Source organism: Myxococcus sp. CA051A (assembly GCF_013336705.1).
GTDB classification, from domain to species: Bacteria; Myxococcota; Myxococcia; order Myxococcales; family Myxococcaceae; genus Myxococcus; species Myxococcus llanfairpwllgwyngyllgogerychwyrndrobwllllantysiliogogogochensis.
The window spans coordinates 142,951-168,914 of the sequence record NZ_JABUMS010000015.1; the positions used below are offsets into that span (position 1 = coordinate 142,951).

A 25,964-nucleotide genomic window follows, 5' to 3' on the forward strand; every position below is an offset into this window, starting at 1 on the left:
GGCGCGCCCCCAGCGGCGCGTGAACGCGAGCCTAGGCATGGTGGAAGGGGATTCCCTCGTGCCGTCGTCGGGACTGTCCTGGGGCTCACGGGCACTGCTCCCAGAGGGAGGGCCCGACCGGATATGCTGCGAGGGCAATGTCCGAACGCAACCGAACCGGTGCCGTGGTGCCCGAGTCGCGACCGTCGGAGGGGGACCTGCGCCGCCGCCTGGAAGGGCGCGTGGAACTGATTGAGTCCGCCCTCCGCCGCTATCGCATGCTCGACAGGACCCTGGATTCGCGCGGCTGGCGGCGGACGTTGCAGGACGAGCCCTCGCTGATTCAGGACGTCCTGGAGGTGGAGCCCACGTTGCTGGAAGCGCTGGAGCGCACCGAGCGGCGCGGTGAGCAGGAGGGCTGGCCGGAAGGCTCATCCATTCCGAAGACCGCGAGTCGGGTGCGCGAGGTCCGCGAGCGAATGGCGCTGCGCGTGCGCGACGCGCTGCTGACCCGGGGCCTCGTGACGGAGTCCCTGTCGCTGGAGGAGAAGCTGCGCGAGCTGAAGGAGGTCTGCGCCCAGGAGGTCTCCCTCCAGCGGACGCCGACGGAGCCCTTCGCGCTGCGCATCGCCTCGGTGGGTCGGGCGCCGCAGTACGTGGTGGCCTTCGTCTTCGTCCTGGTCGCGCTGGGCCTCGGGGTGGGGATTCTCTGGCTGCTGCTCCTCGGTTCGACGGGAGTGGCGCTGGTCGGTGGCACGCTGGCGTTGGTCGCGTTGTTGATGGGGACGGTGACGCTGCTGCGAATGAAGGCCCCGGGCGTCGTCTGGCTCACCCCGGAGCGCGTGGTGTGGATGGCTCCGGGAGACGAGCCCCCGGTGGCCGTGCGGCTGGACTCGCTGGAGGAGGGCGGACTCCAACTGGAGGACGGCGGGGGAGCGCTCAGCCTTCGCGGAGACCACTTCATCCGGCTGACGCGGTTCGATGGCGCGAGCGCCGACCGGCTGCGCGTCCTGCTGGAGTTGTTTCGCGATGCCCGCGTCCGGGCGCAAGCGGCCCGGGTGGACCGGCGGGTGGAGTTGTTGACGTTTTCGGCGTTGCTGCGTCGCAAGGGGACGTGGAGCTCCGGGCAGGCCGTGTTGCTGGGTCGTGGCGTCTTCTTCCTCCCCGACCCCGACGCGGGCGCGGCGCTGTTGCATGCCGCGACTGGCCGGAGGTTGCTGTCGAGCGTCGAGCTGGAGTGCGTGCTCGATGGCCTGTGCTGGCAGCCCGAGTCGGAGCTGGACGCGTACCTCGTGCGGGCCACGGTGGCGACGGGGGGCGCGGCCTGGTCGTCTCAGGATGCGCGGGTGGCTCGGGACATTCCCCTGGAGCAGGAGGTCCACATCACCCGGGGCGAGGAGGTGCTCGTCGGCAACGTGGGGCTGACGAAGCGGGAGCTCGCCTACCGATTGGTGCACGCCTGGAGTGAGGGCCTCCAGGATTCGAGCGAGGACGTTCAGCCCAAGCTGAGCAGCGGGTCATGACCGAGCGCGTCCACGCCGCGAAGGAGTCGTCGGAAGGGCCCACCGCCGAAGACGTGCGCGTCCAGTTGGAAGGTCGCGCGGAGGTGCTTGAGGCGGCGCTCCGGCGAGCGGCCACCCTGGAGGCGGTGCTGCGCGGCCGGGGATGGAAGCGTCGGTGGCGCGCGCATCCCACGCTCGTCTCGGAGTGGCTGGCAGAGGAGGCCACCGTCGAGGAGGCCCTGGAGCGGACGAGCCGGCGCGCGCGGGTGGAGGGCTGGTCCGACACGCTGCCGGTGATGGAGGGGCTGCGCGAGCTGGAGGCGCGCCGGGAGCGGCTCAAGACACTGGTGCGCGCGCGACTGTCGCGGTTGGTGCACGTGTCTGGTCCTCCCGTGCTGAAGGTGGAGCTGGCGCGGCTGGACGGGTTGGTGGGCAAGCGGGCGACGATGACGCTCGAGCCCGGTGAGGTGCTGCTGTTCCAGGCGGACCGGTTGTCGCCGGTCTCCTCGGGACAGACGCTTCCGCTGCTGGTCTCCATGGCCCTGCTGTATTGGGGCTTGTATGTCCTCCTCCTGGCGTTGCTGCGAGGAAACGGGAGTCGGGCGGGGGTGGCGCTGGTGGCGTTCATCGTCGCCCCGCTGTTCGTGGCGTGGGCCCGGGCGGGTCGCGTCTGGATGACGAGCAGGCGGCTGTTGTGGATGCCGACGTTCGGAGAGACCGTCTCCGTCCCCCTGGCCACCATCGCGCCTGGAGGTGTCCACCTGGGGCCCACGCACGACTTGAAGGTGGAGGGTGAGCCCCGGCTCCAGGTGGCCCATCTCGCGGACGCCAAGGCGCTCGCGACCCTTCTCGAGCTGCACAGCCAGCCTCCGCTGCTGGGGCGGGTGCGCTCCGGGGTACGGCTCGCGGACGTGGTTGTCTTTCCCGCATCGCTGCGGGAGGCGGCGGCGGCGCCCCGCTCGGGGTGGGCCGTGCTGCGGCCTGGCGGCGTGTCCTTCATTCCGGAGGGGGCCGGTCGTCAGGTGCTCTCGACGGTGACGGGGCGGGAGTCGACGCTCGCGGCGGACGTGGGCCGGGTGTTGGAGCAGCTCCGCTGGCTGTCCGGCACGGAGTTCGACGACTGGCTGACGCGGCTGGTGACTGCCACTGGAGGCGTGAGCTGGTCGGCCTGGGACTCCTTGAAGCGGGAGGAGGCTCCGCTGTGGAAGCCGTTTCGAGTCAGTCGCGGCAGGCAGGTCCTGATGGGGCAGATGGAGTGGTCCGCGCAGTCCTCGGCCGAGTTGATTCTCCGCTCCTGGCCGGACGCCGTCACGCCGGGAAAGGCGAAGAGCGCCCGGACGTGAGCGCACTCACGTCCGGGCACCCTGGAGCGCGAAGGCTCAGTGCTTGATGGCGTACTGGAGCAGCACGACGCCGGTCCGGTAGACCTTGGTCGACAGCAGCTCCAGGGGGATGTGTGAACCCAGCCGCGAGACGAGGTGGATTCCCGCGCCGAGCAGCACCGGGTTCAGTTTGATGAGGACCTCGTCCACGAGGCCCGCGGTGAGCAACTGCGTGGCCAGGGCTCCGCCTCCCGCCAGGTAGATGTCCTTGCCCTCCTGGGCCTTCAGAGCGCGCACCGCGCCGACGACGTCGTCGGAGATGAGGTGGACGCGGGGATTCGGACTCTCTTTCATCGTGCGCGAGACGACGTACGTCTCCAGGTACGGGTAGGGGTCCGTGACGTTGAACTTCAGGCCGATGTCATACGTCCGGCGGCCCATCACCACCGCGCCATAGGTGCGCAGCGTGGCGAGGTACTCGGTGACGTGGTCGCCTTCGTTCGCGAAGCAGTCGAAGGAGTCGTCCTCGCGGGCGATGAAGCCGTCGAGGGTGGTGGCGACGTGGTACGCGAGCTTGCGCTTCTGGGGTTGCATAGGAGGACCTCGGATTCGAGAAGTCCCACCGCGCACGGGTGGCGCTCCGCGCCGGAAGGGTGCGGTGGGGACGTGAATGCGGTGCTGTGGGAATCGCTCACGGGGAGCGCCTCACCCGCCACCTCGGACGCATGGCGTCGAGGGCGAGGAGGAGCGCTTCGAGGAGCGAGAGCTGTCAGTGAGAAGAGGTCATGGACAGCGCGGTTTCCCGCGCCGGAAATGAGGATGGCCTCAACCCACTGACGATGCAAGTCACGAGGTGACGCAGTCCCGCCCCGACTCCAGGCAAGGGTTCGCCTGTCGTCAGATGGCGGGAATGCGGCTCACGGCTCCAGGATGAGGTCCATGTCGCTGTCGTCCTCCGTGGCCTCCGTCACGTCCGGGTCGTTGTCGTCCAGGTCGTAGCCGTAGATGGACATGCCCGGAGGTATCGTCGCGCCGATGCACGGAATCTGCCGGGGCTCGGCGCCCACGCCGTCGCCATCCATGTCCGGATAGAGCACGACCCAGCGCGTGCGCTCCGGGTCCGCGTCGTCGCAGTCGTTGCCCGTGGCCTTCGTGAAGTACGGCGCTGGCAACGCGCTGCCCACACAGACACCGCCCTGCTCGGGCATCGTGGCGCCGTCCAGGTCCCGGTCCACGTGGGTGTAGTTGCGCTGAACCCAGCGCGTCGCATCGTCGTCCGCGCAGTCGGTTCCCACCGCCGACCGGGAAGGAGGCGTCTGCCCGTCGGTGCACAGCGTCTCCGACGTGCCCGCGCCCACGCCATCTCCATCCAGGTCCGGCCAGGACAGGAGCGACGTGTGTCGCGTGGGGCTCGTGTCGTCGCAGTCCCGGCGTTGCTCGGTCCACGCATAGCCAGGAGGCAGTGCGGTGCCACCACAGACGTTGCCCGCTTCGGGCACCGTGTAGCCATCCCCATCCGCGTCGCGATGCCGGTACTCCCGGAGCTGCCACCCGCTGGCGTTCGAGGGCGCGCAGTCGGAGCCGAGCGTCGAGTAGCCCTGTGGCACCGTGCCACCCGCGCACAGCGTCACCGCCGTGCCCGCGCCCACCAGGTCCCCGTCTTCGTCGGGATGGACGCTCCAGCTCACCCGGATGGAAGCATCCTGGTCGTTACAGTCGAGCCCGCGGGGAAGGTGGGCATAGCCCTGGGGCAGAAACTCGCCGCTGCACCGCACGCCATTTTCGGGGACCGTGTCGCCATCCCCATCCGCGTCGCGGTACGTGTAGCCCCGCCACTGCCAGAGCGTGGCGTCCCCGGGGGCGCAGTCATCGCCCTGGAGCGCATGTCCCGGAGGCGCCACCGCGCCCGCGCACCGGGCCTGGGGCTCACCCGTGCCGAAGCCATCGCCATCCGCGTCCACGTAGACGTCGCGCGTCCGCCACACCGTCGAGTCCGAGTCGTCGCAATCCGCGCCGAGGGACTGGAGGGTGTAGCTGGCAGGCAGTTGCTGAAGGGGCGCGAGGCAGAGCGCGCCCGGCGCATCCACGGTGAGGCCATCCCCGTCGACATCCCGGTACAGATAGGCGAGAGACACCGCGCGAGTGGCATCGAGCGGCGCGCAGTCTCCTTCCACGATGGAGAACCCCAGCGGTGGCGACTTGCCGGCGCAGACGTCCACGCGAGGGCCCTCGCCATACCCGTCCGCATCCAGGTCCGGCCAGGCGCCGCGAGCCACCGCGAAGCGCGCATCCTCGTCATCGCAGTCCGAGGGGCCCGCCTGCTCGCGATACCCCCAGAGGGTCTCCCCCAGACAGACCTCCACCGGACCCGGGCCCGTGGCGCCGTCGCTGTCCCGGTCCGGATACAGGCCGGAGACCGTGCGCCACCGGGAGCTGTCCTTCGGGGCGCAGTCTCCCGGCACCGAGGTCCAGCCCAGGGGCAGGGCGTTGTCGGGGGCGCACACCTTCTTCAAGGCCCCGTCACCCCGACCGTCACGGTCCACGTCCTCGTAGGCGGAGACCTCGTGCCAGTTCGCCCTGTTGAACGGCTCGCAGTCCGCGTCGTTCGCCACGCCGTCGCCGTCCGAGTCCTTGCCGCCAGTCCCGAGGCCATCGCCACCATCGGCGCAGCCAGACTGGAGCCCCAGCAGGGCCAGCGCGAGCGCCAGCCAGATGCTTCGCGTCGTCGCCATGAGCGGGAGTCCCGTCTTCCGTCCGTCAGGGAGCCGGCGCCGCCGTCCGGCGGGTCAGTTTGCAGGTGACAATCGCCCCCTGGTACCGGAGCGACAGCTCGAGGAGGTAGGCCCCTGGCTTGTTCATGAGCAGCAAGGCCAGCCGGTCGCAGCGAGCGATATGCGGGCTGGCGCCGTAGTAGTTGGTGGACGGGTAGGGGAACTCGAACTCCAGGGTCCGGGGCGTGTTCTCTCCCTGGAGGACGCCGGTGACCTGGATGGTGTCCGCCTGGACGAGGGAGTAGCTGTCCACCGTCACGAAGACGTAGGGCACGTTGGGCTGGGGTGTCTCGGCCGCCAGCGCGGAGGGCGTCAGCGTCACGGAGGCGAGCAGCAGGGCGGCGGCGCGGAGGACTCGGCTCGGATGCATCTTCGGAATCCTGGAGGGTGGGGTGGGATACAGGGACGGCCCGACAGAACCCGACGGGTGTCGCCTGGGTATACGCAACGAGCCCATTTTCCTGTCCGTTTCCCGGTGAATTCCGGGCGGCCTCCCAGGCGCCGGGGCCCTCGCCGCACCTTGTCACCGGGTGGGACCTGCAATACGCCTGGGGCATGTCCAGCGCCGCGCTCCCCGCCGACTTCCTCCGCGCTCTCTCCGAGGGCTTCCCCGTCGATTTCCTCACCCAGGAGCCGGAGGAATTGAAGGAGTACGGCCGCGACTGGACGCGCGTGTATGCCCCGGCCCCGAGCGCGGTGGCGCTGCCCCGCACCACGGATGAGGTGTCCCGGCTGCTCGCGCTGTGCCACCAGCACGGCGTGGCGGTGGTGCCCTCCGGAGGCCGCACGGGCCTGGCCGGTGGCGCGGTGGCGGCGAAGGGCGAGGTGGTGCTGTCGCTGCAGCGCATGGCTCGCCTGGGCCCGGTGGACCTGCTCGGCAACACGGTGCGCGTGCAGGCGGGCGCGGTGACGGAGGCGGTGCACCGCCACTGTGCCGAGCATGGCCTGACGTGGCCGGTGGACTTCGCCTCCAAGGGCTCCAGCACCGTGGGCGGCAACATCGCCACCAACGCGGGCGGAGTGAAGGTCATCCGCTACGGCCTCACCCGCAACTGGGTGCTGGGGCTCCAGGTGGTGACGGCGGATGGCCGCGTGCTGGAGCTCAACGGCGCGCTGGAGAAGAACAACACCGGCCTGGATTTGCGCCAGCTCTTCATCGGCAGCGAGGGCACGCTGGGCGTCATCACCGAGGCCACCCTCAAGCTGACGCAGCTTCCCGGCAAGCAGGACGTCTTCCTCTTCGCCGTGCCGGATGTGGCCGCCGTGCTGAGGCTGTTCCGGGACGCGCGCCAGCAGACGGCCTTCCTCATCTCCGCCTACGAGTTCTTCACGGACCGCTGCCTTTCGCGCGTGCAGCGCCACCGCAAGCTGCGCTCCCCCTTTGAAGCGACCAGTGGCTGCTACGTGCTGCTGGAGGCGGAGTCACGCGACGCGGCGGCGGTGGAGGCGTGGCTGGGCTCGCTCTTCGAGCGGGGGCTGGTGACGGACGGCACGCAGGCGCAGGGCGCGGCGCAGGCGGCGGAGCTGTGGGCGCTGCGCGAGGGCATCAGCGAGAGCCTGTCCGCCACGGGCCTGCCCCACAAGAACGACATCTCCCTGCCCGTCGCGGGCCTGGAGGCGTTCTGCGCGGAGCTGGAGGCCGTCTTCCAGTCGCGCTACCCGGGGTGGGAAATCTGCCTCTTCGGCCACATTGGCGACGGCAACCTGCACGTCAACGTGATGAAGCCGGACGCGCTGGACAAGGCGGAGTTCCTGGCCCACACGAAGCAGGCGGACCCCACCATGTTCGAGCTGGTGCGCAAGCACGCGGGCAGCATCTCCGCGGAGCACGGCATCGGCCTGTTGAAGAAGGACTACCTGGGCTACTCGCGCTCCGAGGAGGAGCTGGCCCTCTTGCGCGCGCTCAAGCGGACCCTGGACCCCCGGGGCGTGCTCAACCCCGGGAAGATTCTGGACGCCTGAGCGCGCAATGGGCGCGCGCTGACGTCAGGAGACGATGCGCGTCTTGATGTCCGTCGTCAGGCCGGCGATGGCGTCACAGACGGGGCGCGACACGTCCTGGTCCAGGTCCATGACCAGGTAGCCGATGTTCGCGTCCGTGCTGAGGACCTGCGCGTGGATGTTGGCGTTCAAGTCGGAGACGATGCGGTTGATGTCGCGCAGCACGCCGGGGATGTTGCGGTGCACGTTGAGGATGCGGTGGGTGCCGGGGATGAGCGGCGCCTCCACCATGGGGAAGTTCACCGAGCCCGTCGTCGCGCCCGTCCGGAAGAACTTGGAGAGGCTGACGGCCACCTCCCTGCCGATGGACGCCTGCGCCTCCTCCGTGGAACCGCCGATGTGCGGCGTGAGGATGACGTTGGGCAGGTTCTGTAACTCGGTGACGAAGCCATCCGAGTTGCCCTCGGGCTCCTCCGGGTAGACGTCCACCGCGGCGCCGCCCAGGTGCTTGGAGCGCAGGGCCGCCGCCAGCGCGCCGATATCCACCACGGTGCCCCGGCTGGCGTTGATGAGGCAGGCGCCCTTCTTCATCTTCGCCAACTGCTCGGAGCCCATCATCATGTGCGTGGACGTCAGCGCCGGGACGTGGAGCGTGACGAAGTCCGACTCGGCCAAGAGCTCGTCCAGCGAGCCCACCGCGCGCGAGTTGCCCAAAGGCAGCTTCGTCATGACGTCGAAGTAGAGCACCCGCAGGCCCAGGGACTCCGCCAGCACGCCGAGCTGCGAGCCGATGTGGCCATAGCCGATGATGCCCAGCGTCTTGCCGCGCACCTCGTGGCTGCCGGTGGCGACCTTGCGCCACTGGCCGGTGTGCACCTCGCGGCTGCGGTCGAACAGTTGCCGCGTCAGGGCGATGATTTCGGCGATGACCATCTCCGCCACGCTGCGCGTGTTGCTGAAGGGCGCGTTGAAGACGGGGATGCCGTGCGTGTTGGCGGACGTCAGGTCCACCTGGTTGGTGCCGATGCAGAAGGCTCCAATCGCGAGCAGCTCGTCCGCGTGCACCAGCGACTCCGCGGGCACCGTCGTCTTGCTGCGGATGCCCAGCAGGTGCACGCCCTTGAGGCGCTCGGCCAGCTCCGCCGGCTTGAGCGCCGAGGACGTGCGCTCCACCTGGAAGCCCTCGGCGGCCAGCAGCGCCTCGGCGGACGGGTGGATGTTCTCCAGCAGCAGGGCGCGGAACGGACCCTCGTTGAGAATCGGGCGCGTCGGGGACGGCGGGAACCGGGCAGTGCTCATGTCGCCGTGCGTTAGACCCCGGCCCCAAGGCTGTCAAGCGCGGGGTGAGGGGGCTGGAGGGCCCGGTGTCGGGAGCCGGGAAGGAGGGCGGCCCGCCGTCCGTGACCTGGGGGGTGGGGGTGTCCGGAAGACGAAAACGGGCGGCCCGGCTTCCCGGACCGCCCGCGAGAGGCCGTGAATCAGGATGGATGCGTTACTGGACGGTCCACGCCACGGTGCCGCCGCAGGAGGAGTTGCCGAAGCAGCCCGCGCGAACCTGGTAGGTGCCGCCCGCGCCCGCGGGCACGGTGTAGTTGGCGTAGGACAGCGAGCCGCAGGAGTCGTCGTTGCTCGTCACCTGCTGGCCCGCGCTGTTGTACAGGCGCAGGAAGGTGTCGCCGGTGCCAGCGGCGCCCGTCACGGTGCAGGTGCCGAAGGAGATGCTCTGGCCGGCGGCCACGGTGATGCCCTGGTTCGTGGTGCCCGTCTGCGCGCTGTTGGTGGCGCTGGCGGTGTACGCGAAGGAGCCGCTCGACGGCGCGGGGCCGGTGCCGCCGCCCTCCAGCGTCCACGCCACGGTGCCGGAGCAGGCGCCAGAGGAGTAGCAGCCGGCGCGGACCTCGTAGTTGCCCGCCTGCGTCGCGGTGAAGCTCAGGTTGGAGCCCCGGCCGCCGCAGCCATCGTCGTTGCTTGCGACCTCGGTGCCGCTGGGGCCGAACAGGCGCAGGTAGGAGTCACCCGTCACGGCGGCGCCGGTGACGCCGCAGGTGCCCAGGGTGATTTTCTGACCGGCCGTCAGGGCCACCGTCTTGTTGGTGGTGTTGGTGGTGGCGCTGGCGGTGGCGCTCGCGGAGAAGGTGAAGTTGCTGCCGCCCGTGGGCGGAGGACCGGAGCCGCACAGCCGGGCGTTGGTGGTCGCCTGGCAGAGCGCGGTGATGGCGTTGCTCACGTAGGTGATTTCCTCGCCGTTGCAGCCCGTCTCCGTGCAGGTGTTGACGACGTTGCAGCTTCCGCTGCCGATGTAGTCCTCGTCACCGCGCACGAGGATGCCCGCCAGCGTGTGCTCCGCCGTCTCGTACACGCCCGAGCCGGAGTTGCCGGCGAAGGTGTCCGTGGTGGCGACGAAGTAGTCCAACGTGCTGGCGCGGGGCGTGCGCACCGAGCCGCCGGAGTCAATCTTGAAGGGGATGCCGCTGCCGGAGCCGATGACGGCCACGTTGGCGCCCGTCGCCAGCGCGGTGTTGCCGGCCCGGACAGGGGCGGGCGTGAAGCGCGGCGTCGCGGCGCGGTCCAGCTTGAGGATGGCGAAATCCAGGTCGCGCCCACCCGTCGTCGATTTCTTGCGCACGACGATGGACTGGCAGGAGAAGATGTCCGCTGTCGTCACCGTCTTCAGCGTGTTGGCGGCGGTCCGGTAGTAGTTGAAGACGATGCGCGTGTCGCCGCACTCGGCCGCGCTCTCGACGCAGTGGCCCGCCGTCAGCACCAGGTCGTCGTCGATGAGCGTGCCGGAGCACCAGGCCGCCGTTGGATCACTCCGGAAGCGCTGGCTGGTGCAGAGGTTCTCGGACGAGCCCAGGTTCGGGCCATTGAAGGTGACGTTGTTGGGGTTGCTGGCGTTGAAGTCCGACGGGGACATCAGCGCCACGGTGGCCTGCTCCGCCCGCGCCTTCAGCGTGGCGTTCGTGTGCTCGAACACGTCCTTGCGGTCGTCGTTGCCGTAGACCACGGGCTGCTCGCCCGCCCCCGTCGCTGGAGCCTCCTCGCCGGGCTCGGCCTCGGGGGCCGGCTGACAGGCGGTGAAGGCAAGGGTACACAGCAGCGCGCCAAGAAGCTTCCTGGCGGCGCCATTCCGGGTGTTGTGCATATGGAGACGACTCCTGATGATGGATCGATGCCCGCCCGGGGGACGAGCGGGTCGCCACTATAAGGGAGCCGCCAGTGGAGGGCAGAGGGCCCCCCGAGGCAATGCTCAGTCCGCGTCCGGATTGCGCAGCCACTCCAGGGCTTCCTGCCGCGTCTCGAACGTTCGCGTGGGGATGGTCAGCATGGCCCGCTTCGTCATGCGCCACGCCTGGAGGCCGGAGGGGGCGTCCGTGACGACCCGCGCCGAGCGCTGCATCCCATGCAACTGCGCGTACGCGTTGAGCGCCGCCATGGAGGCCACGACGTCCGTGGGCATCACCCTCAACTGGGACTGGTCCACCAGCGCGGACCACTCCCCCGCGAACCCGACAATCGCCTTCTTCACCTCCGTCAGATACTCGGACAGGTCGGCCGAGGTGACCTGGGGGGGATAGACGACCTCGAGGATACGGTCCTGCGCGTGAACGTTGATCTGGAATGGCATGGGTGGTGACGGCTCCGAAGGCGCAGCATCCTAACCCCAGCCGGTGACACTCCGATACCCGACGCTTCCAATGTCCTTGGGGGAGGTAGGTCCGCCCGGCCTGTCCGGAAGCGCCAGGAATGTCAGACCCCCCGGCTAGTGACGTCCCTGCCGCCGAACCGGTACTGGCCGCGTCGAAGGGCGTGGCCCCGGGTCCAGGTGTCGCGCCGTGTTGTCGGGGCCGTCACGGGCGCTCGACGCCGCCGTGACGAGCGCTTGGGAGTGTGCCGAGGAGATTCCACCATGCAGACCGAGCTCCATTCCACCCCGCTGGCTCCACCCTCGTGGGGGGTGGACACGCTCGTCGGCCAGGTGCTGCACGGCCGCTTCCAGGTGTTGGAGGCCGTGGGCCCCAGCGGCCCCGCGCGGCTGTACCGGGCCCTCCACCTACCGTTGGAGCGGGAAGTCGCGCTGCGGGTGTTGAGTGCTCCACTCACGGACCAGGAGGCGCGGCAGCGCTTCTTCCAGGAGGCCCGCGTCGCCGCGAGGCTGGCCCACCCCAACACCGTCACCGTGCTGGACGCGGGCAGGACGGACGACGGCACGCTCTACGTCACCCAGGAGTGGCTGGAGGGGCGCACGCTGGCCCACGTACTCACCTCGGGGGCGCTGCCGTGGGCGCGCGCGGTGGAGCTGGCCCGGGGGCTGGGGCGCTCGCTGCGCCAGGCACACCGGCGGGGCGTGGTGCACGGGGACATGACGCCGGCCTACGTCATGCTGGTGACGGACGCGGCGGGGCGGGAGTGCTCGCACGTGAAGGTGCGGGGGTTTGGACGGCTGCGGCCCGTCGTCGCGGAGTCCGAGCGGCTCTCCGTGCCAGACCTGACGGGCAGCGGCTCGTTCCACGGCGCGCACGCGTACATGGCGCCGGAGCGGGCGCGCGGAGTCGCCGACGCGCGCGGGGACATCTATTCGCTGGGCGTCGTGCTGTTCCAGATGCTGATGGGACGCGTGCCCTTCGAGTCGGAGGATGCGCTGGAGCTGGTCTTCGCGCACCACAAGGAGCCGGTGCCGGGCTTTGGCGAGCTGCGTCCGGACCTGGCCATCCCCGCCTCAGTGGAGGCCGTGGTGCGCCGCTGTCTGGAGAAGCGGCCCGAGCAGCGCTTCGCCTCCATGGACGCGGTGCTGGAGGCGCTGCGGGACGTTGGCGTGGAGGAGGATGAAGCGGCGGAGCCGGTGCGCGCCATGCCGCGCGCGCACCGGACCCGGACGGCTCAGTTCGTCGGGGCGTTGGCGGGCTTCTTCAAGTACTGGTCCAGGAACGCGCGGGTGCGGGAGTAGGCCTCCGCTTCGTTCTTCTTCTTGGTGAAGCCGTGGCCCTCGTCGGGGAAGAGGACGTACTCGACGGGGACCTTGCTCTTCTGCACGGCCTGGACGATTTCGTCCGACTCCGCCTTCAGCACGCGCGGGTCATTGGCGCCCTGGATGACGAGCAGCGGCTTGCGAATCTTCTCCGCGTGGAACAGGGGGGAGACTTCGCGCAGCATCGCCTCCTGCGTCTCCGGGTTGCCGACCTCCTGGTAGAGCGCCTGACGCCGCGACTCCCAGTGGGCCGGCATGCTCTTGAGCGTGCGCAGCCAGTTGGACACGCCGAAGATGTCCACGCCCACGTTGAAGACATCGGGCTGGAAGGCCAGGGCGGCCAGCGTCATGTAGCCGCCGTAGCTGCCGCCGATGATGCCCACGCGTGAGCCGTCCACGTACGGGAGGGTGGCCAGGTACTTCTTCGCCTCGACGCAGTCCTGGAGCGGCTCCTTGCCGTGCTTCTGGTCATCCGCGGTGTAGAACGTCTTGCCGTAGCCGGAGCTGCCCCGGTTGTTGATGGCCAGCACCACGTAGCCGTGGTTGACCAGGTACTGAATCATCGGGTTGTAGCCCTTGCGGGACTGGCCGCCGGGGCCGCCGTGGACCCACACGAGCGCGGGCGCCTGCTGCTTCGCGGTGGCCTGATGCGGCTTGAAGAGGATGTTCGGAATCTCCATCCCGTCGAAGGACTTGAAGCGCACCACCTCCGCGTCCACCAGGTCCTTGGCGTCGATCTCCGGGTTGAGGGTGTCCGTCAGGCGGGTGACCTTCTTCGTGGCGAAGTCGAAGACGTACAGGTTGCTGGGGGAGCGGTCCCCGTTGTGGTGGAAGGCCATGCGCTTCTCACTGCGGCCAATGGACACGCCGGTGATGTCGCCTTCGGGGAGCTTGGGCAAATCGAGCTGCTTGCCGGCCTTCACGTCGTGCAGCCGGATGGCGGTGCGGCCGTCCGCGTTGATGCCGGTGACGCGCAGCGCGCCATTCTTGGAGAAGTACGTGTACATCACGTCCCAGTCCGTCTTCTCCACGTCCTCCATCTTCCCGGTGGCGAGCACGTAGCGCACCGCGCGGGTGAACTCGGTGCCCTCGTCGGTGATGAGGTACAGCGAGGAGGACGTCGGGTCGAACGTCGCCGACTCCCAGGTCGCGATGCCCTTGTGGGGGGAGAGGTGCTTGCTCTCCTTCGTGGCGACGTTGAAGAGGTAGACGTCGCTGTCGGACGTGGTGTTGGTCTTGCCCAGGGAGAGCCACTTCTCGTCCGGGGACACGTCGCCCACGTCGAGGCCGCCCTCGTTCTGGTAGAGCAGGGTGCGCTCGAACGTCTTCGCGTCGTAGCGGTACAGGTCCATGAAGCGCTCGTCGCGCTCATTGGTGAGGACGTAGAAGGCGGACTCGTCGCGGCTCCAGCCGAAGAAGGACGCGCGGTGCTTGTCGCCCGGCGTGAGGTCCTTCTCCTTGCCGTCCGGCGTGCGCACGTAGAGGTGGTGCTGCTCGTTGCCGCCCTGGTCCTTGGTGAAGAGGATGCGCTCGTCCTGGGGGAAGTAGCCCACGGCGAAGGTGCTGTCCGTGGTGGAGCGGGTGAGCTGGGTGGGCTTGCCGCCCTTCACCGGCACGGAGAAGACGTTGTAGATGCCCGTCTGGTTGGACGAGTAGAGCACCCGCTGCTCGTCCGGGGAGAAGGACGCGCCCCGAATCAGCGTCGTCTTCATGAACTGCTCGATGGCGTAGTGCTTCGACGGGCGCGCCGTCTCACGCACCGCACCCGGCTTCTTCTCCGTCGCGGTCGGCTCCGGCTTGGGCGCGGCCAGCGCGAGGGTGGGGACGAGGGCCACGGCGGTGAGCGCTCGTGACAGGGAAGACCAGGTCGGCATGACGGCTCCGGGGGAAGTGGGGTGCGCAGAGGGGGACACGCGCGAGGCGGCGCTGGCGCATCGTCCCCGTGCCTTTCTACACGAACGGCGGGAGGCGCCATTGCGTGGGCGCCGCCGTGAGCGGTCTCAGGGCTTTCCCCGCAGGTGTTGCTCCAGGAAGGAGAGGATTCGCAGGGAGGTCTCCGCTTCACTCTTCTTACCGCTGAACCCGTGGCCATCCTCGGGGAGGACGAGGTAGTCGAGGGGGGTGGTGTTCTTCCGGAGGGACTCGACGAACGTGTCCGTGCGCGCCTTGGGCACGCGCGGGTCATGGGCGCCCTGGATGATGAGCAGCGGCTTGCGAATCTTCTCCGCGTGGAACAGCGGGGAGATGTCGCGCAGCATCGCCTCCTGCGTCTCGGGGTTGCCCAGCTCCTGGTAGAGCGCCTCGCGGAGCGCAGTCTTGTGGGGTGGCAGCTCGCGCAGGGCGCTCAGCCAGTCGGTGATGCCGAACGCGTCCACGCCCACGGCGAAGACGTCCGGGTGGAAGGCCAGTGCCGCGAGCACCATGTAGCCGCCATAACTGGGGCCGAGGATGCCCACGCGCTCGCTGTCCACGTAGGGCAGGCCGGCCAGGTACTTCTTCGCCTCGACGCAGTCCTGGAGCGGCGCCTTGCCGTGCTGCTGGTCGTCCGCCGCGAAGAACGCCTTGCCGTAGCCCTCGCTGCCCCGGTTGTTGACGGCCAGCACCACGTAGCCGTGGTGGACCAGGAACTGGAAGAAGCTGCTGTAGCCCTTGGAGGACTGGCCTCCCGGTCCCCCGTGGACGAAGACGATGGCGGGGGCGCGAGCTTTCGCGGTGGCCGGGTGGGGCTTGTAGAGCAGCGCCGGAATCTCCAGCCCGTCGAAGGACTTGAAGCGCACCCGCTCCGACTCCACCAAATCCCTGGCATCCAGCGCCCGGCTCAGCGTGTCCGTCAGGCGCGTGACTTTCTTCGTGGCGAAGTCGAACACGTACAGGTTGGCCGGCGCGCGGTCTCCATCGACCAGGAAGGCCATCCGCTTCTCGCCGCGCGACAGCGCCACGTCGGAGATGGCGCCTTCGGGGAGCCCTGGGAGCGCCAGGGGCTTGCCGGCCTTCACGTCGTGGACGCGCAGCGCGGTGCGGCCGTCCTCGTTGACGCGGGTGACGCGAAAGGCGCCGCGCTTGGAGAACGTCGTGGACAGCGCGTCCCAGGCGGGCGCCTCCACTGACTCGCGCTTCCCGGTGGCGAGTTCGTGGCGCTCCACGCGGGTGAACTCCGAGACCTCATTGGTGAGCAGGTACAGCGCGGATGACGTCGGGTCGAAGGTCGCCGCCTTCCAGGTGGCCGGGCCCTGGTGCGCGGTGAGGTGCTGGCGCTCCTTCGTGGTGACGTTGAAGAGGTAGACGTCGCTGTCGGACAGCGTCCGCGACTTCTCCAGCGCCAGCCACCGCTCGTCCGGGGAGAGGGCGACCGGCACGTGCTCGCCGTCTCCCGCGTAGAGAACGGTGCGCGCGTAGGTCTTCGCGTCGTAGCGGTAGAGGTCCAGGAAGCGCTCGTCGCGCTCGTTGGTGAGCACGTAGAAGGCGGTGTCGTCGTGGCTCCAGCCAAAGAAGGACGCGCGGTGCTTGTCGCCCGGCGTGAGGTCCTGCTCCTGGCCGTCCAGCGCGCGCACGTAGAGGTGGGGGCGCTCCTGGCCACTCGTGTCCCGGGTGAAGAGGATGCGGTCATCGGTGGGGAAGTAGCCGACGGCGAGGGAGGCGTCCTTCGCGCGGGTGAGCTGGGTGGGCTTGCCGCCCTTCACCGGCACGGAGAAGACGTTGAAGACGCCCGTCTCGTCCGACGAGTAGAGCACCCGCTGCTCGTCCGAGGAGAAGGACGCGCCGGACACCGTCGTTGTCCGCATGAACTGCTCGACGGTGTAGCGCTTCGCTGGGGCCTTGGGGCGCGGGAGGGCCAGGGCCAGGGCGGGGAGGACCGCGAGGGTGACGAGTGCTCGCGAGAGGGTGGACCACGAGGTCATGGGCAGCTCCAGGAGACGCAGGACCGAAGGCGCGCGGGACTGTGGCGTGAGCGGGGCCGGGATACGAATACTCGCTGCGTTTTGAAGAGCACCTCTGGAAGGAAGGCTCCGGGGGCGCGCTCGGATGCCCGCCTCCAGGACCGGGCGGGCGAGAGCGCTTCTCGTGGGAAGTGCATACATACCCCCCCGGGGTTGTGTTGGACGATGCACGACCCCCAGACGATGCCCCGCCCGCCGAGGCCAACGCCTGTCCCCTCCGTCCAGCGCAACCAACTGGTCCTTCCCGTCCCGGAGCGTCCAGCCCACGAGGCGCTCGCGGAAGCTCGAGGGTGGCTCGATGGCATCCACGAGCGGATGATGGCCGCCGAGGATGAGGTGCTGCACCAGGACATGCACTCGCTCCACCTGGGCCTGCTCACCTTGCGGCGCCGCTGGAGCGAGGAGGATTGGAAGTCCTTCTGCACGGACACCGCGCGCAAGCACCCGCTCCGCTCATTCGTCCACCAGTGTCCCTTCACCCGGCGGGCCTTCGAGCGCCCTCGGGGCTACGCGGGGGACGCGGCCCTCATCGACTACCTGTACATGGACCGGGCCGCGGACGAGCTTCACGCGGGCCGCGAGGTCTACCGGTACATGCACCAGCAACCCAGCGCGGTCAGCGTGCGGGAGCGCCGCGAGCTGCTAGCGCGCGCCCTCGACGCGACGGCCGAGCGTGTCCCCCAGAACGCGCGCATCCTCTCCGTCGCGTGTGGCCACCTGCGTGAGGCCGAGTCCTCCGCGGCGGTGCGGGAGCGCCGCGTCCAAGAACTCATCGCGTTCGACCAGGACCCGCTGAGCCTCGCGGAAATCTCGCACCACCAGCCGCTCGACGTGGTGCGCCCCCACTGCGGCTCGGTGCGCGCGCTGCTCGCCGGCAAGGCGACCTTCGCGGACCTGGACTTCGTCTACTCCGCGGGCCTCTACGATTACCTCTCCGCCTCCGTCGCCACGCGGCTCACCGGGCTGCTCTTCGGCATGCTGCGCTCGGGAGGCCGTCTGCTGGTGGCCAACTTCGCGCGCTTTCCGCCGGAGACGGGCTACATGGAGGCCTTCATGGACTGGTGGCTCACCTACCGTGAGGAGGACGAGATGCGCGCCCTGCTGGGTGAAGTGCCGCTGGAGCAGCTCGACTCCGTGCGGCTGTTCCGGGACAGCCAGGACAATGTCATCTACCTGGAGCTCACCCGCCGCTGACCTTGGCGCCTGGAGCGCGCTTCAGTGCACGGGCGGGCCGGGAGGCTCGAGGTGTGACGGGGGCCCGGAGCAGGGCAGGGTGACGGTGAACGTGGAGCCCGTGCCCGGGGTGCTCTCCACGTCGATGGTGCCGCCCAGGGCCTGGACGATTTCGCGGACAATCCAAAGGCCCAGGCCGAAGCCGCCATAGTGGCGCACGGACACCGCGCGCTCGAAGCGTCCGAAGATGCGCGAGAGGTCCTCGGTGGCGATGCCGATGCCGGAGTCCCGCACGCGCAGCCGCGCGAGGCCGCCCCGCTCCTCCAGGGTGATTTCAATCGGCTGGCCGGCGCCATACTTCATCGCGTTGGACAACAGGTTGCCCACCACCTGCTCCAGTCGCATGGCGTCCCAGTAGCCCGCGAGGCGGTGCCTGGGTGCGTGCAGCCGCACCGGGCACTCGGCGCGGGCGAGCGCCTCGCGGCTGCGCTCGAGCTGGCCTCGCACCAGCGCCACCAGGTCCACCTCGGAGAGCTTGATGTGGAGCTGGCCCTGGGCGAGCCGGGAGATGTCCAGCAAGTCGCTCACCAGCCGCCCCAGGCGCTGGGTCTGCGCGGAGGCGGACTCCAGCTTGGCGGTGAGCTTCTCCGGAGGCAGGTGGGTGGTGGCGCGGGCCTGGGCCTGGAGGCCCTGGATGTGGAGCTGGAGCGAGGTGAGCGGCGTCTTCAGCTCGTGGGCGGCGATGGAGAGGAAGTCATCGCGGCGGCGCACCGCCTCCTGCTCGGCGCGGTAGAGGCGGCCCTGCTCCTCGGAGAGCGCGGCGATGCGCGCGAAGTTCTCCGCGTTCTCCAGCGCCGCTCCGGCCAGCACGGTGACGAACTCCGCCAGGTGCTCCTCCAGCTCGCCGAACAGCGCGCCCACCTGGCGATGCGTGGCGACCACGCACGCCACCGTCTTGCCGCGCACCTGGATGGGCGCGCACAGCAGCGAGCGCACGCCGAGCAGCTCCATGCTCTCGCTCGGGCGCCCGGGCAGGCCCTGGCCCAGCACGGTGATGCGGCCGGTCTCCAGCGCGCGGGCCATGGCGGTGCGGCTGATGCCCACCGCATCCGAGTCCTCGTCCGTGGGCAAATCCCGAGGGTCCACCACCGCGCAGTGCTCGGCGCGCAGGAGCTCCAGCATCGACTGGCGCGCGGCCTCGAACACCGCCTCGCGCGACAGGGCGGAGGCCAGCCTGCGGCCCGCCTCCAGCACGCGAGGGAAGCGGTCCACCAGCGAGAGGGTGCGCGTGCCGCCTCGCGCGGCGACCTCCGGCGAGAGGCCTTCTTCCATCTCCTCCAGCGCCCGGGTGGCCGTGGCCAGGTCCACCTCCGCGTCGGGCCAGCCCAGCGCGTGTCCCAGCGCTCCGCGGGCCTTCAGGCTCTGGGCATGCTCGTGCCGCATCTGCTGGGCCTCGGCCACTTGCAGCGACTGCTCCAGCCAGCGTCGCGCTTGTCGGGGCTGGCCTCTCAACGCGGCAATCAGGCCCCGCTCGCGCAGCGCATGAGGGAGGTTGTTGCGGTAGGTGCGCGCCAGCGCATGGGCGCGCCGTGCCACGCCCTCGGCGCGTTTGAGCAGGGCCTCGCGGCGCGCGGCGGCCAGGGGCGAGGTGACTTCCGCGAGCTGACGCAGCGCCGTGGCCAGGAGGGGCGCGATGGGGGCCACGTACTCCTGGCGCAGGTTCGCCTCGTCCACCAGCCGCGCGGCGCGCTCCAGCACCTCCACGGCGCCCGCCGCGTCACCCTTGTGCATCCGGCGCAGGGCCTCCGCCTGGAGGACGCCCGCGTAGCTCTGCGGGTCCGGCTGGTCGGGGTTGCCCAGCTCGCCCTCCAGGAGCGTGCCCGGAAGCCGCCCTCCCGACGCCTTGGCCCAGGCCTCCAGCCCCAGGCGCGCCGAGTAGCGGTCTCCCAGCGCCAGAGCCGCCGCGTGCAGCCGCTGACTCGTCTCCAGCGACTCGCGCAGCCGGCCCAGCCGATAGAGCGCCATGGCCACCTGGAACGTCGCGTTGTTCACCTCCCAGGGGTCCCCCGTGCGCTCCAGCAGCCGGATGGCCTCGGTGCACTTCTCGATGCAGTCGTTGAAGCGGGACGCCGCGTAGCAGGCCAGGCCGTAGAAGTGCAGCGTCTGTCCCTGGCCCCAGACGTCGCGCTGCTCCTGGCGCAGGGTCAGGGACTTCTCCGCGTACGCGAAGGCGCGCTGGAACCAGGGCAGGGTGGTGAGCGCGGGCGAGTGCTCCGAATACGCCTGCGCCAGCTCCGGCGTGGGCGGGTAGCGCTCCGCGAGGTTCAAGTCCCGCAGGTGCGCCCACAGCACCGCCATGCGTCCGCGCCGGTACCAGTAGCCATAGGCGAGCCGGCTGTAGAGGCGCACCGCCTGGAGGTCGCTCTCCCCACCCGCCAGCGGCCTGCGCGAGAGGAACCTGCGCGGCGCCACCGTGTGCGCGGCCTGCGCCAGGATTTCCCAGACGGCGCTGGCGCCGGTGAGCAGTCCTCCCGGAGGCACCCAGCGCCCCATCAGCTTCAGGCCCTGCTCCAGCGCGAGCGTGGCCTCGCCGAAGTCGCCCCGCTTGAAGGCCAGCTCCCCCACCTGGCCGAGGATGCGCGCCTGCTCCTGTCGGTCTCTCGCCAACGCCTGGGCGCGCTCGAACTGCTGGCGGGACTCCTCGTAGCGACCGCGCAGCATGAGGACATTGCCCAGCCCCGCCGCGACGCGAAAGCGGGTGCCCGCATCCGCGCCCGAGGCGCCGCGTTCGGCGATGCGATAGTTCAGCTCCGCAGTCTCCAGCGCGAAGCGCCGCCGCGCCAGCTCCGCGGCCACGAGCGCGTGGGGCAGTGCCTGCGCGTACTCGCCCGCCGCGTCGAAGTGATAGGCCAGCTCGAACGGGTCCTGGGGCAGCTGGTTCGCCGCCGAGCGCGCCGCCAGCCGGTGCAGCTCCCGCCGCTTCTGCGGCGTCAGCATGTCCAGCAACACCTCGCGCAACTTGTCGTGCACGAAGGTGTAGCGCGTGCCTTCCTCCCACAGCATGTGCCTGCGGCGCGGCGCCTCCAGCGCGGCGCCCAGCTCCTCGGCGGAGACACCCGACAGCGTCGCCACCCGCGCCAGCTCGAAGGACTTGCCCAGCACCGCGCCCACGGACAGCAGGCGCCGCGCGGCCAGGGGCAACAGCCGCAGGCGCCGCACGAGGAAGGTGGCCGCCTGCCGCGACGAGCGCGCGTGCGCCATCGCCTCCGGTTGCACCTGCCACCCGGAGGGGCCGGGCACGAGCACGCCGTCCTCCACCAGCCCGTGCAGCACCGCGTTGGCCATGAAGGGGTTGCCCTCGGACAGCCGCGCCACCAGCTCGGTGGCTTCGGGGGGCAGCGCGCCGGCCATGGACTCCGCCAGTCGCGTGACTTCCAGGGCGCCGAAGGCGGCCAGCTTCAGATGCGCGGTGGGGGCCAGTCTGCGCAGCACGTGCGTGGGGCCGATGTCCTCGCCACGAAACGCGACGACGACGAGCACCCGCCCCCGCCCCTGCTTCCTCGCCAGGGACCAGCCCTCCAGCGCCCGCAGCGTCAGCTCATCCGCCCACTGACAATCATCCAGCACCACCACGGCGGGCTCGTCCCGGGTGCCTAGCGCGTTCAGCAGCGCGGTGAGGGCCCAGATGCCCCGGCTCTCTCCGAGTGACTCGGGCCCGAGGCCTCTCGCGGGCGCGCGGGCCTGGGCGCACAGCACGGGCTCCAACTGCGGCAGCACCGTGCACAGGCCGGCCTCCTGCCCCGCCAGCCTGTCGCGCAGGAGCTCCGCGAGCGCGGGCTTCGCCTGGAGCGCCTGGGTGAGGTCCGAGGCCACGCCGGCGAAGAGCTGGAACGGGCGCCGCGCGGCCTGGTCCTGCGCCTGGCCTTGCAACACCCACGCGTGATGCCGCGCCGCTCGCGCGCGGAGCTCCTCGAGGAGCCGGCTCTTGCCTCCGCCCGACTCGGCCTCCACCAGCACGAGCCGTCCGGGGTCCGTCCGCGTGAGGTCCAGCTCCCGCTCCAGCGTGGCCACCTCCTCGTGACGGCCCACGAAGGACGGCTCGGCGAGGCTGCGTCGCGCATCCTTCGCGCCGGTGATGAGCGCCGGCTCCGACTGTCCCCGCGAGAGTGCTTCCTCCAGCTCCGTCAGGTCCGCCAGCGCGGAGCTCGCGGTCTGGTAGCGGTCCGACGGGTCCGTCTGCAGCAGCCGGGAGATGACCTCCTCCAGCGCGCGCGGCGCCTCCACGCCCACGGCGCGCAGCCGGGGCCTCGCCGCCAGGTGCTGACGCAGCACCTCGCCCACGGAGTCACCGTCGAAGGCGGGCTCTCCGGAGAGGGACTCGAAGAGGACGACGCCCGCGGAGTACAGGTCCGAGGTGGCCTCGACCGGACGGTGGAGCAGGCCCGCCTGCTCCGGCGACAGGTAGCGCGCGGTGCCCACCGGGAGGTCCCTGAGCGACGGGTCCAGTCGCTCGCTGCGCGCGAGGCCGAAGTCAATCAACGTGGCGCGGGAGAGCGGCTGTCCGGAGACGATGATGTTGGTGGGCTTCACGTCCCGGTGCAGGACGCCGTGACGGTGGGCCTCGGCCAGCGCGGACAGCAAGTCTCGGCCCAGGGACAGGGCCTCCGGAACGCTCAGCGCGCCGCGTGACAGGCGCGCATCCAGCGACTCGCCCTGGAGCCAGGGCGCCACCAGGAACAGCCAGTCGCCCGAGGTGCCCAGGTGACGCACCGGCACGATGAAGGGACTGTCGAGGTGGGAGAGGACGGTGGCCTCGTGCTCCAGCCGGTGCCGCGCGGCCGGGACGAGCGCCGTGGTGGACGTCACCTTGATGGCGACGCGCTCTCCGGTGCGCAGGTCCACGCCGTCCCAGGTGGAGATGCCGTGGCCGGCCTTGATGCGGTGGGCAAGCTCGAACCGGTTGCCCAGTCGGCGGCCGGACTGCGGCTCTCCTGGAACGGCGCCGGCGTCTTGGAAGCCTTCAGCCATTCAGTGTCCTCGCGCTCCACCCCCGCATCGCTCCGGCGATGAGGTTGGCCTCGCGTTCCGTCCTTCCGGCAACGTTGGGTGTCGGACGGGGCGCTGCCAAGGGGAGAGGCCGACGCACGTCCCCCGTGTGCCGACTCAGCCTTCAACAGCCGCGCGCGCTCCGCTTCCCTCCTGCCCCACGAGCATGCTGTGTGCCCGCTCGCGAACCAGGGGAGCGAGCGCCCAACGCCACGGACTGTCGAGGAGGCAAGGCCGTGCGGGCGGCCTTGTCCGTCCGGCGGCCGACGAGGCGGGCGCCCGGTCTTCCGGCATGTGGGTGACACATGCTACGCCGGTGCGTGAACTCGCTCCTGCTCGAGGACACACTCATGAAGCTGTCGCAGACGTTCCTGGCCGCGCTCGCGCTGTCCCTGCTGCTCCCTGTCTCCTCGGCGCGCGCCTCCGACTATCCGCCGGACTACCCCATCTGCAGCGTGTACGACTCCGCGACGACGGGGCCCTTCGAGGTCATCCGCCACACGCGCCGGCTCCCCGGCCGCCTGGCGACGCTCACCGTCAGCTACCGGGGCTACCTGCGGGGCCTGTACCCGGACAATCAAATCTCCATCTACATCCAGCTCAACGGCCGCCAGCAGACGCTGAGCGCCAGCGCGGGCACCAACAACGATGCCTATGTCTTCCTGAACGCGGGGCCGCGCGCCTGCATCAAGTGCATGCAGTACCAGAACCTGCCCCAGTGCACCGAGCACTTCGCCAACGGTGGCCAGGATGGCGTCTGGGTGTGCCAGCAGCCCACGGCGGTGGAGAACGACCTCTTCTTCTACGCCTTCAACTCCAATGGGAATCAGAACGCGTGGGACATCTCCCTGGCGGCGACGTCCCATGGCCAGTGGGACAGCAACCTGGGCAACAACTACTTCGCGCAACTGCCGGCACGGTCGAGCTGCTGGTAGATTTCCGCCGCGAGCGGTTCGACATTCTCCACGCCGTGACGATTGTCGCGGCGCATCTGCGCCCCGCGCTTGACACCCTGGGGGCCCCGGCGGAAAAGCCGAGCACATGAGGCGGCCCCCGCTGTTTCCACCGGGCCGCGGGGAGCCCGGGATTGAAGCTCGCGACGCTCAAGGATGGAACCCGTGATGGGCGGCTCATCGTCGTCAAGCGGGACAACTCGGCCTATGCGCTGGCCACCAACGTCGCCCTGACGCTGCAGGCGGCGCTGGACGACTGGGACACGAAGGAGCCGCTGTTGCGCGCGCTCGCCGCGCAGCTGGAGGCCGGCGCGGTGCAGAGCCGCCCGCTGGACCAGACGGCCCTGCATGCGCCGCTGCCGCGCGCCTACGAGTGGATTGACGGCAGCGCCTACATCAACCACGTCATGCTGGTGCGCAAGGCGCGCAACGCGGAGCCGCCGGCCACGCTGAAGACGGACCCGTTGGTGTACCAGGGCGGCTCCGGGGACTTCCTGGCGCCCACCGCGGACATCCCGCTGGCGGACGAGGCGTGGGGCCTGGATTTCGAGAGCGAGGTCTGCGTCATCCTCGGCGACACGCCGCAGGGCACGAAGGCCGCCGACGCCGGCAAGCACGTCAAGCTGCTGATGCTGGCCAACGACGTGTCGCTGCGCAACCTCATCCCGGACGAGCTGGCCAAGGGCTTCGGCTTCTTCCAGAGCAAGCCCGCCACGGCCTTCAGCCCGTTCGCGGTGACGCCGGACGAGGTGGGCCCGGCCTGGCGCGAGGGCCGCATCCACCTGCGCCTGCGCTCGGTGCTCAACGGCGTCCAGGTGGGTGACACCGACGCGGGCCCGGAGATGCACTTCTCCTTCTTCGAGCTCATCCAGCACCTGTGCAAGACGCGCGGCTACACCGCGGGCACCATCCTGGGCAGCGGCACGGTGTCCAACGTGGACCGCGCCCGGGGCATCTCCTGCCTCGCCGAGCAGCGCATGATTGAGACGATTGAGGAGGGCAAGCCGAAGACGCCCTTCATGAAGCCCGGCGACACCATCGACATCGAGATGATGGGCGAGGACGGGCAGAGCGTCTTCGGTCGCATCTCCCAGAAGGTGGTGAAGCCGTCATGAAGGACCTGCGCCTGCACAACTACTGGCGCTCGTCCGCTTCGTGGCGGGTGCGACTGGGGCTGAACCTCAAGGGCCTGCCCTTCGAGTACGTCGCGGTGCATCTCTTGAAGGACGGCGGTCAGCAGAACTCCGACGCATACCGCGCCGTGAATCCCATGCGGACGGTGCCCACGCTGGAGTGGACGGAGGCGGACGGCACCGTGCGCCGGCTGTCCCAGTCGCTCGCCATCCTGGAGTTCCTCCAGGACCACGTCCCGTCGCCGTCGCTGTTCCCCGAGGATGCGTACCTGCGCGCCCGCGCGAGGATGCTGGCGGAGTATGTGAACTCCGGCATGCAGCCCATGCAGAATCTGTCCGTCCTGCAGCGCATCAAGGCCGAGCTGAACGGCGACGACAAGGCGTGGGGGGCCTACTGGAACACCCGGGGCCTGGAGGCGCTGGAGAAGATGGTGCAGCCCACGGTGGGTCGCTTCTGCGTGGGTGACTCGGTGACGCTGGCGGATGTCTGTCTGGTGCCGCAGCTGTACGGCGCGCGTCGCTTCGCGCTGGACCTGTCGCCGTACCCCACGCTGCTGCGGATTGAAGCGGCGTGCGCGGAGCACCCCGCCTTCCAGGCGTCCCACCCGGACCGGCAGCCCGACGCGACGCCGGGCTGAGGCCCGAGGCGCGTGAAGGTCGTCCCCGCTCGAGTGAGAGCGGGGGCGGCCCTCTCGCGGAGCTGTCAGGGCGTGGGCGTCGCCGGGGCGAAGGTCGTCTCGATGCGCAGGGCCCGCGAGAGGGTGAGCGTCACCGGCGTCTTCGCGGAGATTTCGAGCAGGCGCGCGCGCTGCTCCTCGCTCACGGCGGGGCCGCAGGAGAGCACGCGCTCCACGCGCTCGGTGTCGTTCTCGCGGAAGAGCTTGAGCTTCACGGTGAGCGGGCCCAGGTCCCAGCCCTTGCGGGCCGCGTACATCTTCAAGGTGATGGCGGTGCACGCACCCAGCGAGCCCATCAGCAGTTGATAGGGCGCGGGGCCCTGGTCCGCGCCTCCCAGCGCCGCGGGCTCGTCCGCCTGGAAGTGGTGCTTGCCGGTGCGAATCGACTGCGTGTAGCCAGCCTGGCTCTCGACGACGGCCGCCGCGAGCAGCGTGGTGTCATGGGTGGTCATGACGGGCATGAATCCAGGACGGGGCCCGGGTGACAAGGCCCGTGCTCGGGTGGGAAGTCGCCAGGTTGTTTCGAAAGCGCATCCCTCTTCCTGGGGTAGCTTTCGTGA

At 70.1% G+C, this 25,964-nt stretch carries 18 protein-coding genes; 8 read left to right on the plus strand and 10 right to left on the minus strand.

Features of this window, described 5'->3' with window-relative positions; translation table 11 throughout:
• Positions 1-221: 221 nt before the first annotated feature.
• Complete coding sequence (locus HUA74_RS34355; protein ID WP_174457932.1) at positions 222-1,502, plus strand: hypothetical protein; 1,281 nt, start codon at positions 222-224, stop codon at positions 1,500-1,502.
• Entirely contained in the window at positions 1,499-2,824 is a 1,326-nt protein-coding gene (locus tag HUA74_RS34360; protein WP_174457933.1) for a hypothetical protein, read from the plus strand. Before HUA74_RS34355 ends, HUA74_RS34360 begins: the two co-directional genes overlap by 4 nt.
• A 36-nt stretch (positions 2,825-2,860) precedes the next feature.
• Here the strand turns inward: HUA74_RS34360 and HUA74_RS34365 are convergent, their stop codons facing one another.
• The 3 genes from HUA74_RS34365 to HUA74_RS34375 form a co-directional block, all read right to left on the minus strand.
• Complete coding sequence (locus tag HUA74_RS34365; RefSeq protein WP_174457934.1) at positions 2,861-3,397, minus strand: dihydrofolate reductase family protein; 537 nt, start codon at positions 3,395-3,397, stop codon at positions 2,861-2,863.
• A gap of 323 nt (positions 3,398-3,720) precedes the next feature.
• A complete protein-coding gene (locus HUA74_RS34370; RefSeq protein WP_174457935.1) occupies positions 3,721-5,535 on the minus strand; it encodes a hypothetical protein in 1,815 nt (604 codons plus the stop codon).
• 25 nt (positions 5,536-5,560) lie between these two features.
• A complete protein-coding gene (locus HUA74_RS34375) occupies positions 5,561-5,944 on the minus strand; it encodes a hypothetical protein (protein ID WP_174457936.1) in 384 nt (127 codons plus the stop codon).
• Between the two features lie 185 nt (positions 5,945-6,129).
• Here HUA74_RS34375 and HUA74_RS34380 point away from each other — a divergent pair, with 185 nt between their 5' ends.
• A complete protein-coding gene (locus HUA74_RS34380; protein WP_141646997.1) occupies positions 6,130-7,536 on the plus strand; it encodes an FAD-binding oxidoreductase in 1,407 nt (468 codons plus the stop codon).
• Positions 7,537-7,560: 24 nt separating this feature from the next.
• On the opposite strand, the gene serA is transcribed toward HUA74_RS34380, so the two are convergent.
• The 3 genes from serA to HUA74_RS34395 form a co-directional block, all read right to left on the minus strand.
• Positions 7,561-8,814, minus strand: a complete 1,254-nt coding sequence (gene serA, locus HUA74_RS34385; protein ID WP_141646996.1) for a phosphoglycerate dehydrogenase — start codon at positions 8,812-8,814, stop codon at positions 7,561-7,563.
• Between the two features lie 193 nt (positions 8,815-9,007).
• Entirely contained in the window at positions 9,008-10,660 is a 1,653-nt protein-coding gene (locus HUA74_RS34390) for a serine protease (protein WP_174457937.1), read from the minus strand.
• A 105-nt stretch (positions 10,661-10,765) separates the two neighbouring features.
• Positions 10,766-11,143, minus strand: a complete 378-nt coding sequence (locus HUA74_RS34395) for an STAS/SEC14 domain-containing protein (protein ID WP_141646994.1) — start codon at positions 11,141-11,143, stop codon at positions 10,766-10,768.
• Positions 11,144-11,425: 282 nt separating this feature from the next.
• On the opposite strand from HUA74_RS34395, the gene HUA74_RS34400 reads away from it, so the two are divergent.
• Positions 11,426-12,463, plus strand: a complete 1,038-nt coding sequence (locus HUA74_RS34400; RefSeq protein WP_174457938.1) for a serine/threonine-protein kinase — start codon at positions 11,426-11,428, stop codon at positions 12,461-12,463.
• Here HUA74_RS34400 and HUA74_RS34405 read toward each other — a convergent pair.
• Both HUA74_RS34405 and HUA74_RS34410 read right to left on the minus strand, forming a co-directional pair.
• A complete protein-coding gene (locus tag HUA74_RS34405; protein WP_174457939.1) occupies positions 12,397-14,358 on the minus strand; it encodes an alpha/beta fold hydrolase in 1,962 nt (653 codons plus the stop codon). The genes HUA74_RS34400 and HUA74_RS34405 overlap by 67 nt on opposite strands.
• A gap of 126 nt (positions 14,359-14,484) precedes the next feature.
• Positions 14,485-16,383, minus strand: coding sequence for a S9 family peptidase (locus HUA74_RS34410; protein WP_174457940.1), 1,899 nt, complete (start codon positions 16,381-16,383; stop codon positions 14,485-14,487).
• 204 nt (positions 16,384-16,587) lie between these two features.
• Between HUA74_RS34410 and HUA74_RS34415 the strand changes: the two genes are divergently transcribed.
• Positions 16,588-17,616: a class I SAM-dependent methyltransferase gene (locus HUA74_RS34415; protein ID WP_174457941.1), complete on the plus strand. Its 1,029-nt coding sequence runs from the start codon at positions 16,588-16,590 to the stop codon at positions 17,614-17,616.
• A 21-nt stretch (positions 17,617-17,637) separates the two neighbouring features.
• Here the strand turns inward: HUA74_RS34415 and HUA74_RS34420 are convergent, their stop codons facing one another.
• Positions 17,638-22,623 (minus strand): ATP-binding protein, encoded by a 4,986-nt coding sequence (locus tag HUA74_RS34420; protein WP_174457942.1) that lies wholly within the window; start codon positions 22,621-22,623, stop codon positions 17,638-17,640.
• A gap of 368 nt (positions 22,624-22,991) precedes the next feature.
• Here HUA74_RS34420 and HUA74_RS34425 point away from each other — a divergent pair, with 368 nt between their 5' ends.
• From HUA74_RS34425 to maiA, 3 genes are all read left to right on the plus strand, one after another.
• Positions 22,992-23,576: a hypothetical protein gene (locus HUA74_RS34425; RefSeq protein WP_141648341.1), complete on the plus strand. Its 585-nt coding sequence runs from the start codon at positions 22,992-22,994 to the stop codon at positions 23,574-23,576.
• A 152-nt stretch (positions 23,577-23,728) separates the two neighbouring features.
• A complete protein-coding gene (locus HUA74_RS34430) occupies positions 23,729-24,709 on the plus strand; it encodes a fumarylacetoacetate hydrolase family protein (RefSeq protein ID WP_141648342.1) in 981 nt (326 codons plus the stop codon).
• Positions 24,706-25,365 carry a maleylacetoacetate isomerase gene (gene maiA / locus HUA74_RS34435; RefSeq protein ID WP_174457943.1) on the plus strand — a complete coding sequence of 220 codons (660 nt, stop codon included), beginning with the start codon at positions 24,706-24,708 and terminating at the stop codon, positions 25,363-25,365. Before HUA74_RS34430 ends, maiA begins: the two co-directional genes overlap by 4 nt.
• Before the next feature lie 65 nt (positions 25,366-25,430).
• Here maiA and HUA74_RS34440 read toward each other — a convergent pair whose 3' ends face one another.
• Complete coding sequence (locus tag HUA74_RS34440) at positions 25,431-25,856, minus strand: OsmC family protein (RefSeq protein ID WP_174457944.1); 426 nt, start codon at positions 25,854-25,856, stop codon at positions 25,431-25,433.
• Positions 25,857-25,964: the final 108 nt, after the last annotated feature.

Excerpts from the sequence above, each read along its gene's own strand:
- HUA74_RS34365 (WP_174457934.1), bottom strand. The coding sequence starts at position 3,397 with ATGCAACCCCAGAAGCGCAAGCTCGCGTACCACGTCGCCACCACCCTC.
- HUA74_RS34395 (WP_141646994.1), bottom strand. The coding sequence starts at position 11,143 with ATGCCATTCCAGATCAACGTTCACGCGCAGGACCGTATCCTCGAGGTC.
- HUA74_RS34405 (WP_174457939.1), bottom strand. The coding sequence starts at position 14,358 with ATGCCGACCTGGTCTTCCCTGTCACGAGCGCTCACCGCCGTGGCCCTC.
- HUA74_RS34370 (WP_174457935.1), bottom strand. The coding sequence starts at position 5,535 with ATGGCGACGACGCGAAGCATCTGGCTGGCGCTCGCGCTGGCCCTGCTG.
- HUA74_RS34380 (WP_141646997.1), top strand. The coding sequence starts at position 6,130 with ATGTCCAGCGCCGCGCTCCCCGCCGACTTCCTCCGCGCTCTCTCCGAG.
- HUA74_RS34415 (WP_174457941.1), top strand. The coding sequence starts at position 16,588 with ATGCACGACCCCCAGACGATGCCCCGCCCGCCGAGGCCAACGCCTGTC.
- HUA74_RS34420 (WP_174457942.1), bottom strand. The coding sequence starts at position 22,623 with ATGGCTGAAGGCTTCCAAGACGCCGGCGCCGTTCCAGGAGAGCCGCAG.
- HUA74_RS34410 (WP_174457940.1), bottom strand. The coding sequence starts at position 16,383 with ATGACCTCGTGGTCCACCCTCTCGCGAGCACTCGTCACCCTCGCGGTC.
- HUA74_RS34375 (WP_174457936.1), bottom strand. The coding sequence starts at position 5,944 with ATGCATCCGAGCCGAGTCCTCCGCGCCGCCGCCCTGCTGCTCGCCTCC.
- maiA (WP_174457943.1), top strand. The coding sequence starts at position 24,706 with ATGAAGGACCTGCGCCTGCACAACTACTGGCGCTCGTCCGCTTCGTGG.
- serA (WP_141646996.1), bottom strand. The coding sequence starts at position 8,814 with ATGAGCACTGCCCGGTTCCCGCCGTCCCCGACGCGCCCGATTCTCAAC.
- HUA74_RS34425 (WP_141648341.1), top strand. The coding sequence starts at position 22,992 with ATGAAGCTGTCGCAGACGTTCCTGGCCGCGCTCGCGCTGTCCCTGCTG.
- HUA74_RS34400 (WP_174457938.1), top strand. The coding sequence starts at position 11,426 with ATGCAGACCGAGCTCCATTCCACCCCGCTGGCTCCACCCTCGTGGGGG.
- HUA74_RS34360 (WP_174457933.1), top strand. The coding sequence starts at position 1,499 with ATGACCGAGCGCGTCCACGCCGCGAAGGAGTCGTCGGAAGGGCCCACC.
- HUA74_RS34440 (WP_174457944.1), bottom strand. The coding sequence starts at position 25,856 with ATGACCACCCATGACACCACGCTGCTCGCGGCGGCCGTCGTCGAGAGC.
- HUA74_RS34390 (WP_174457937.1), bottom strand. The coding sequence starts at position 10,660 with ATGCACAACACCCGGAATGGCGCCGCCAGGAAGCTTCTTGGCGCGCTG.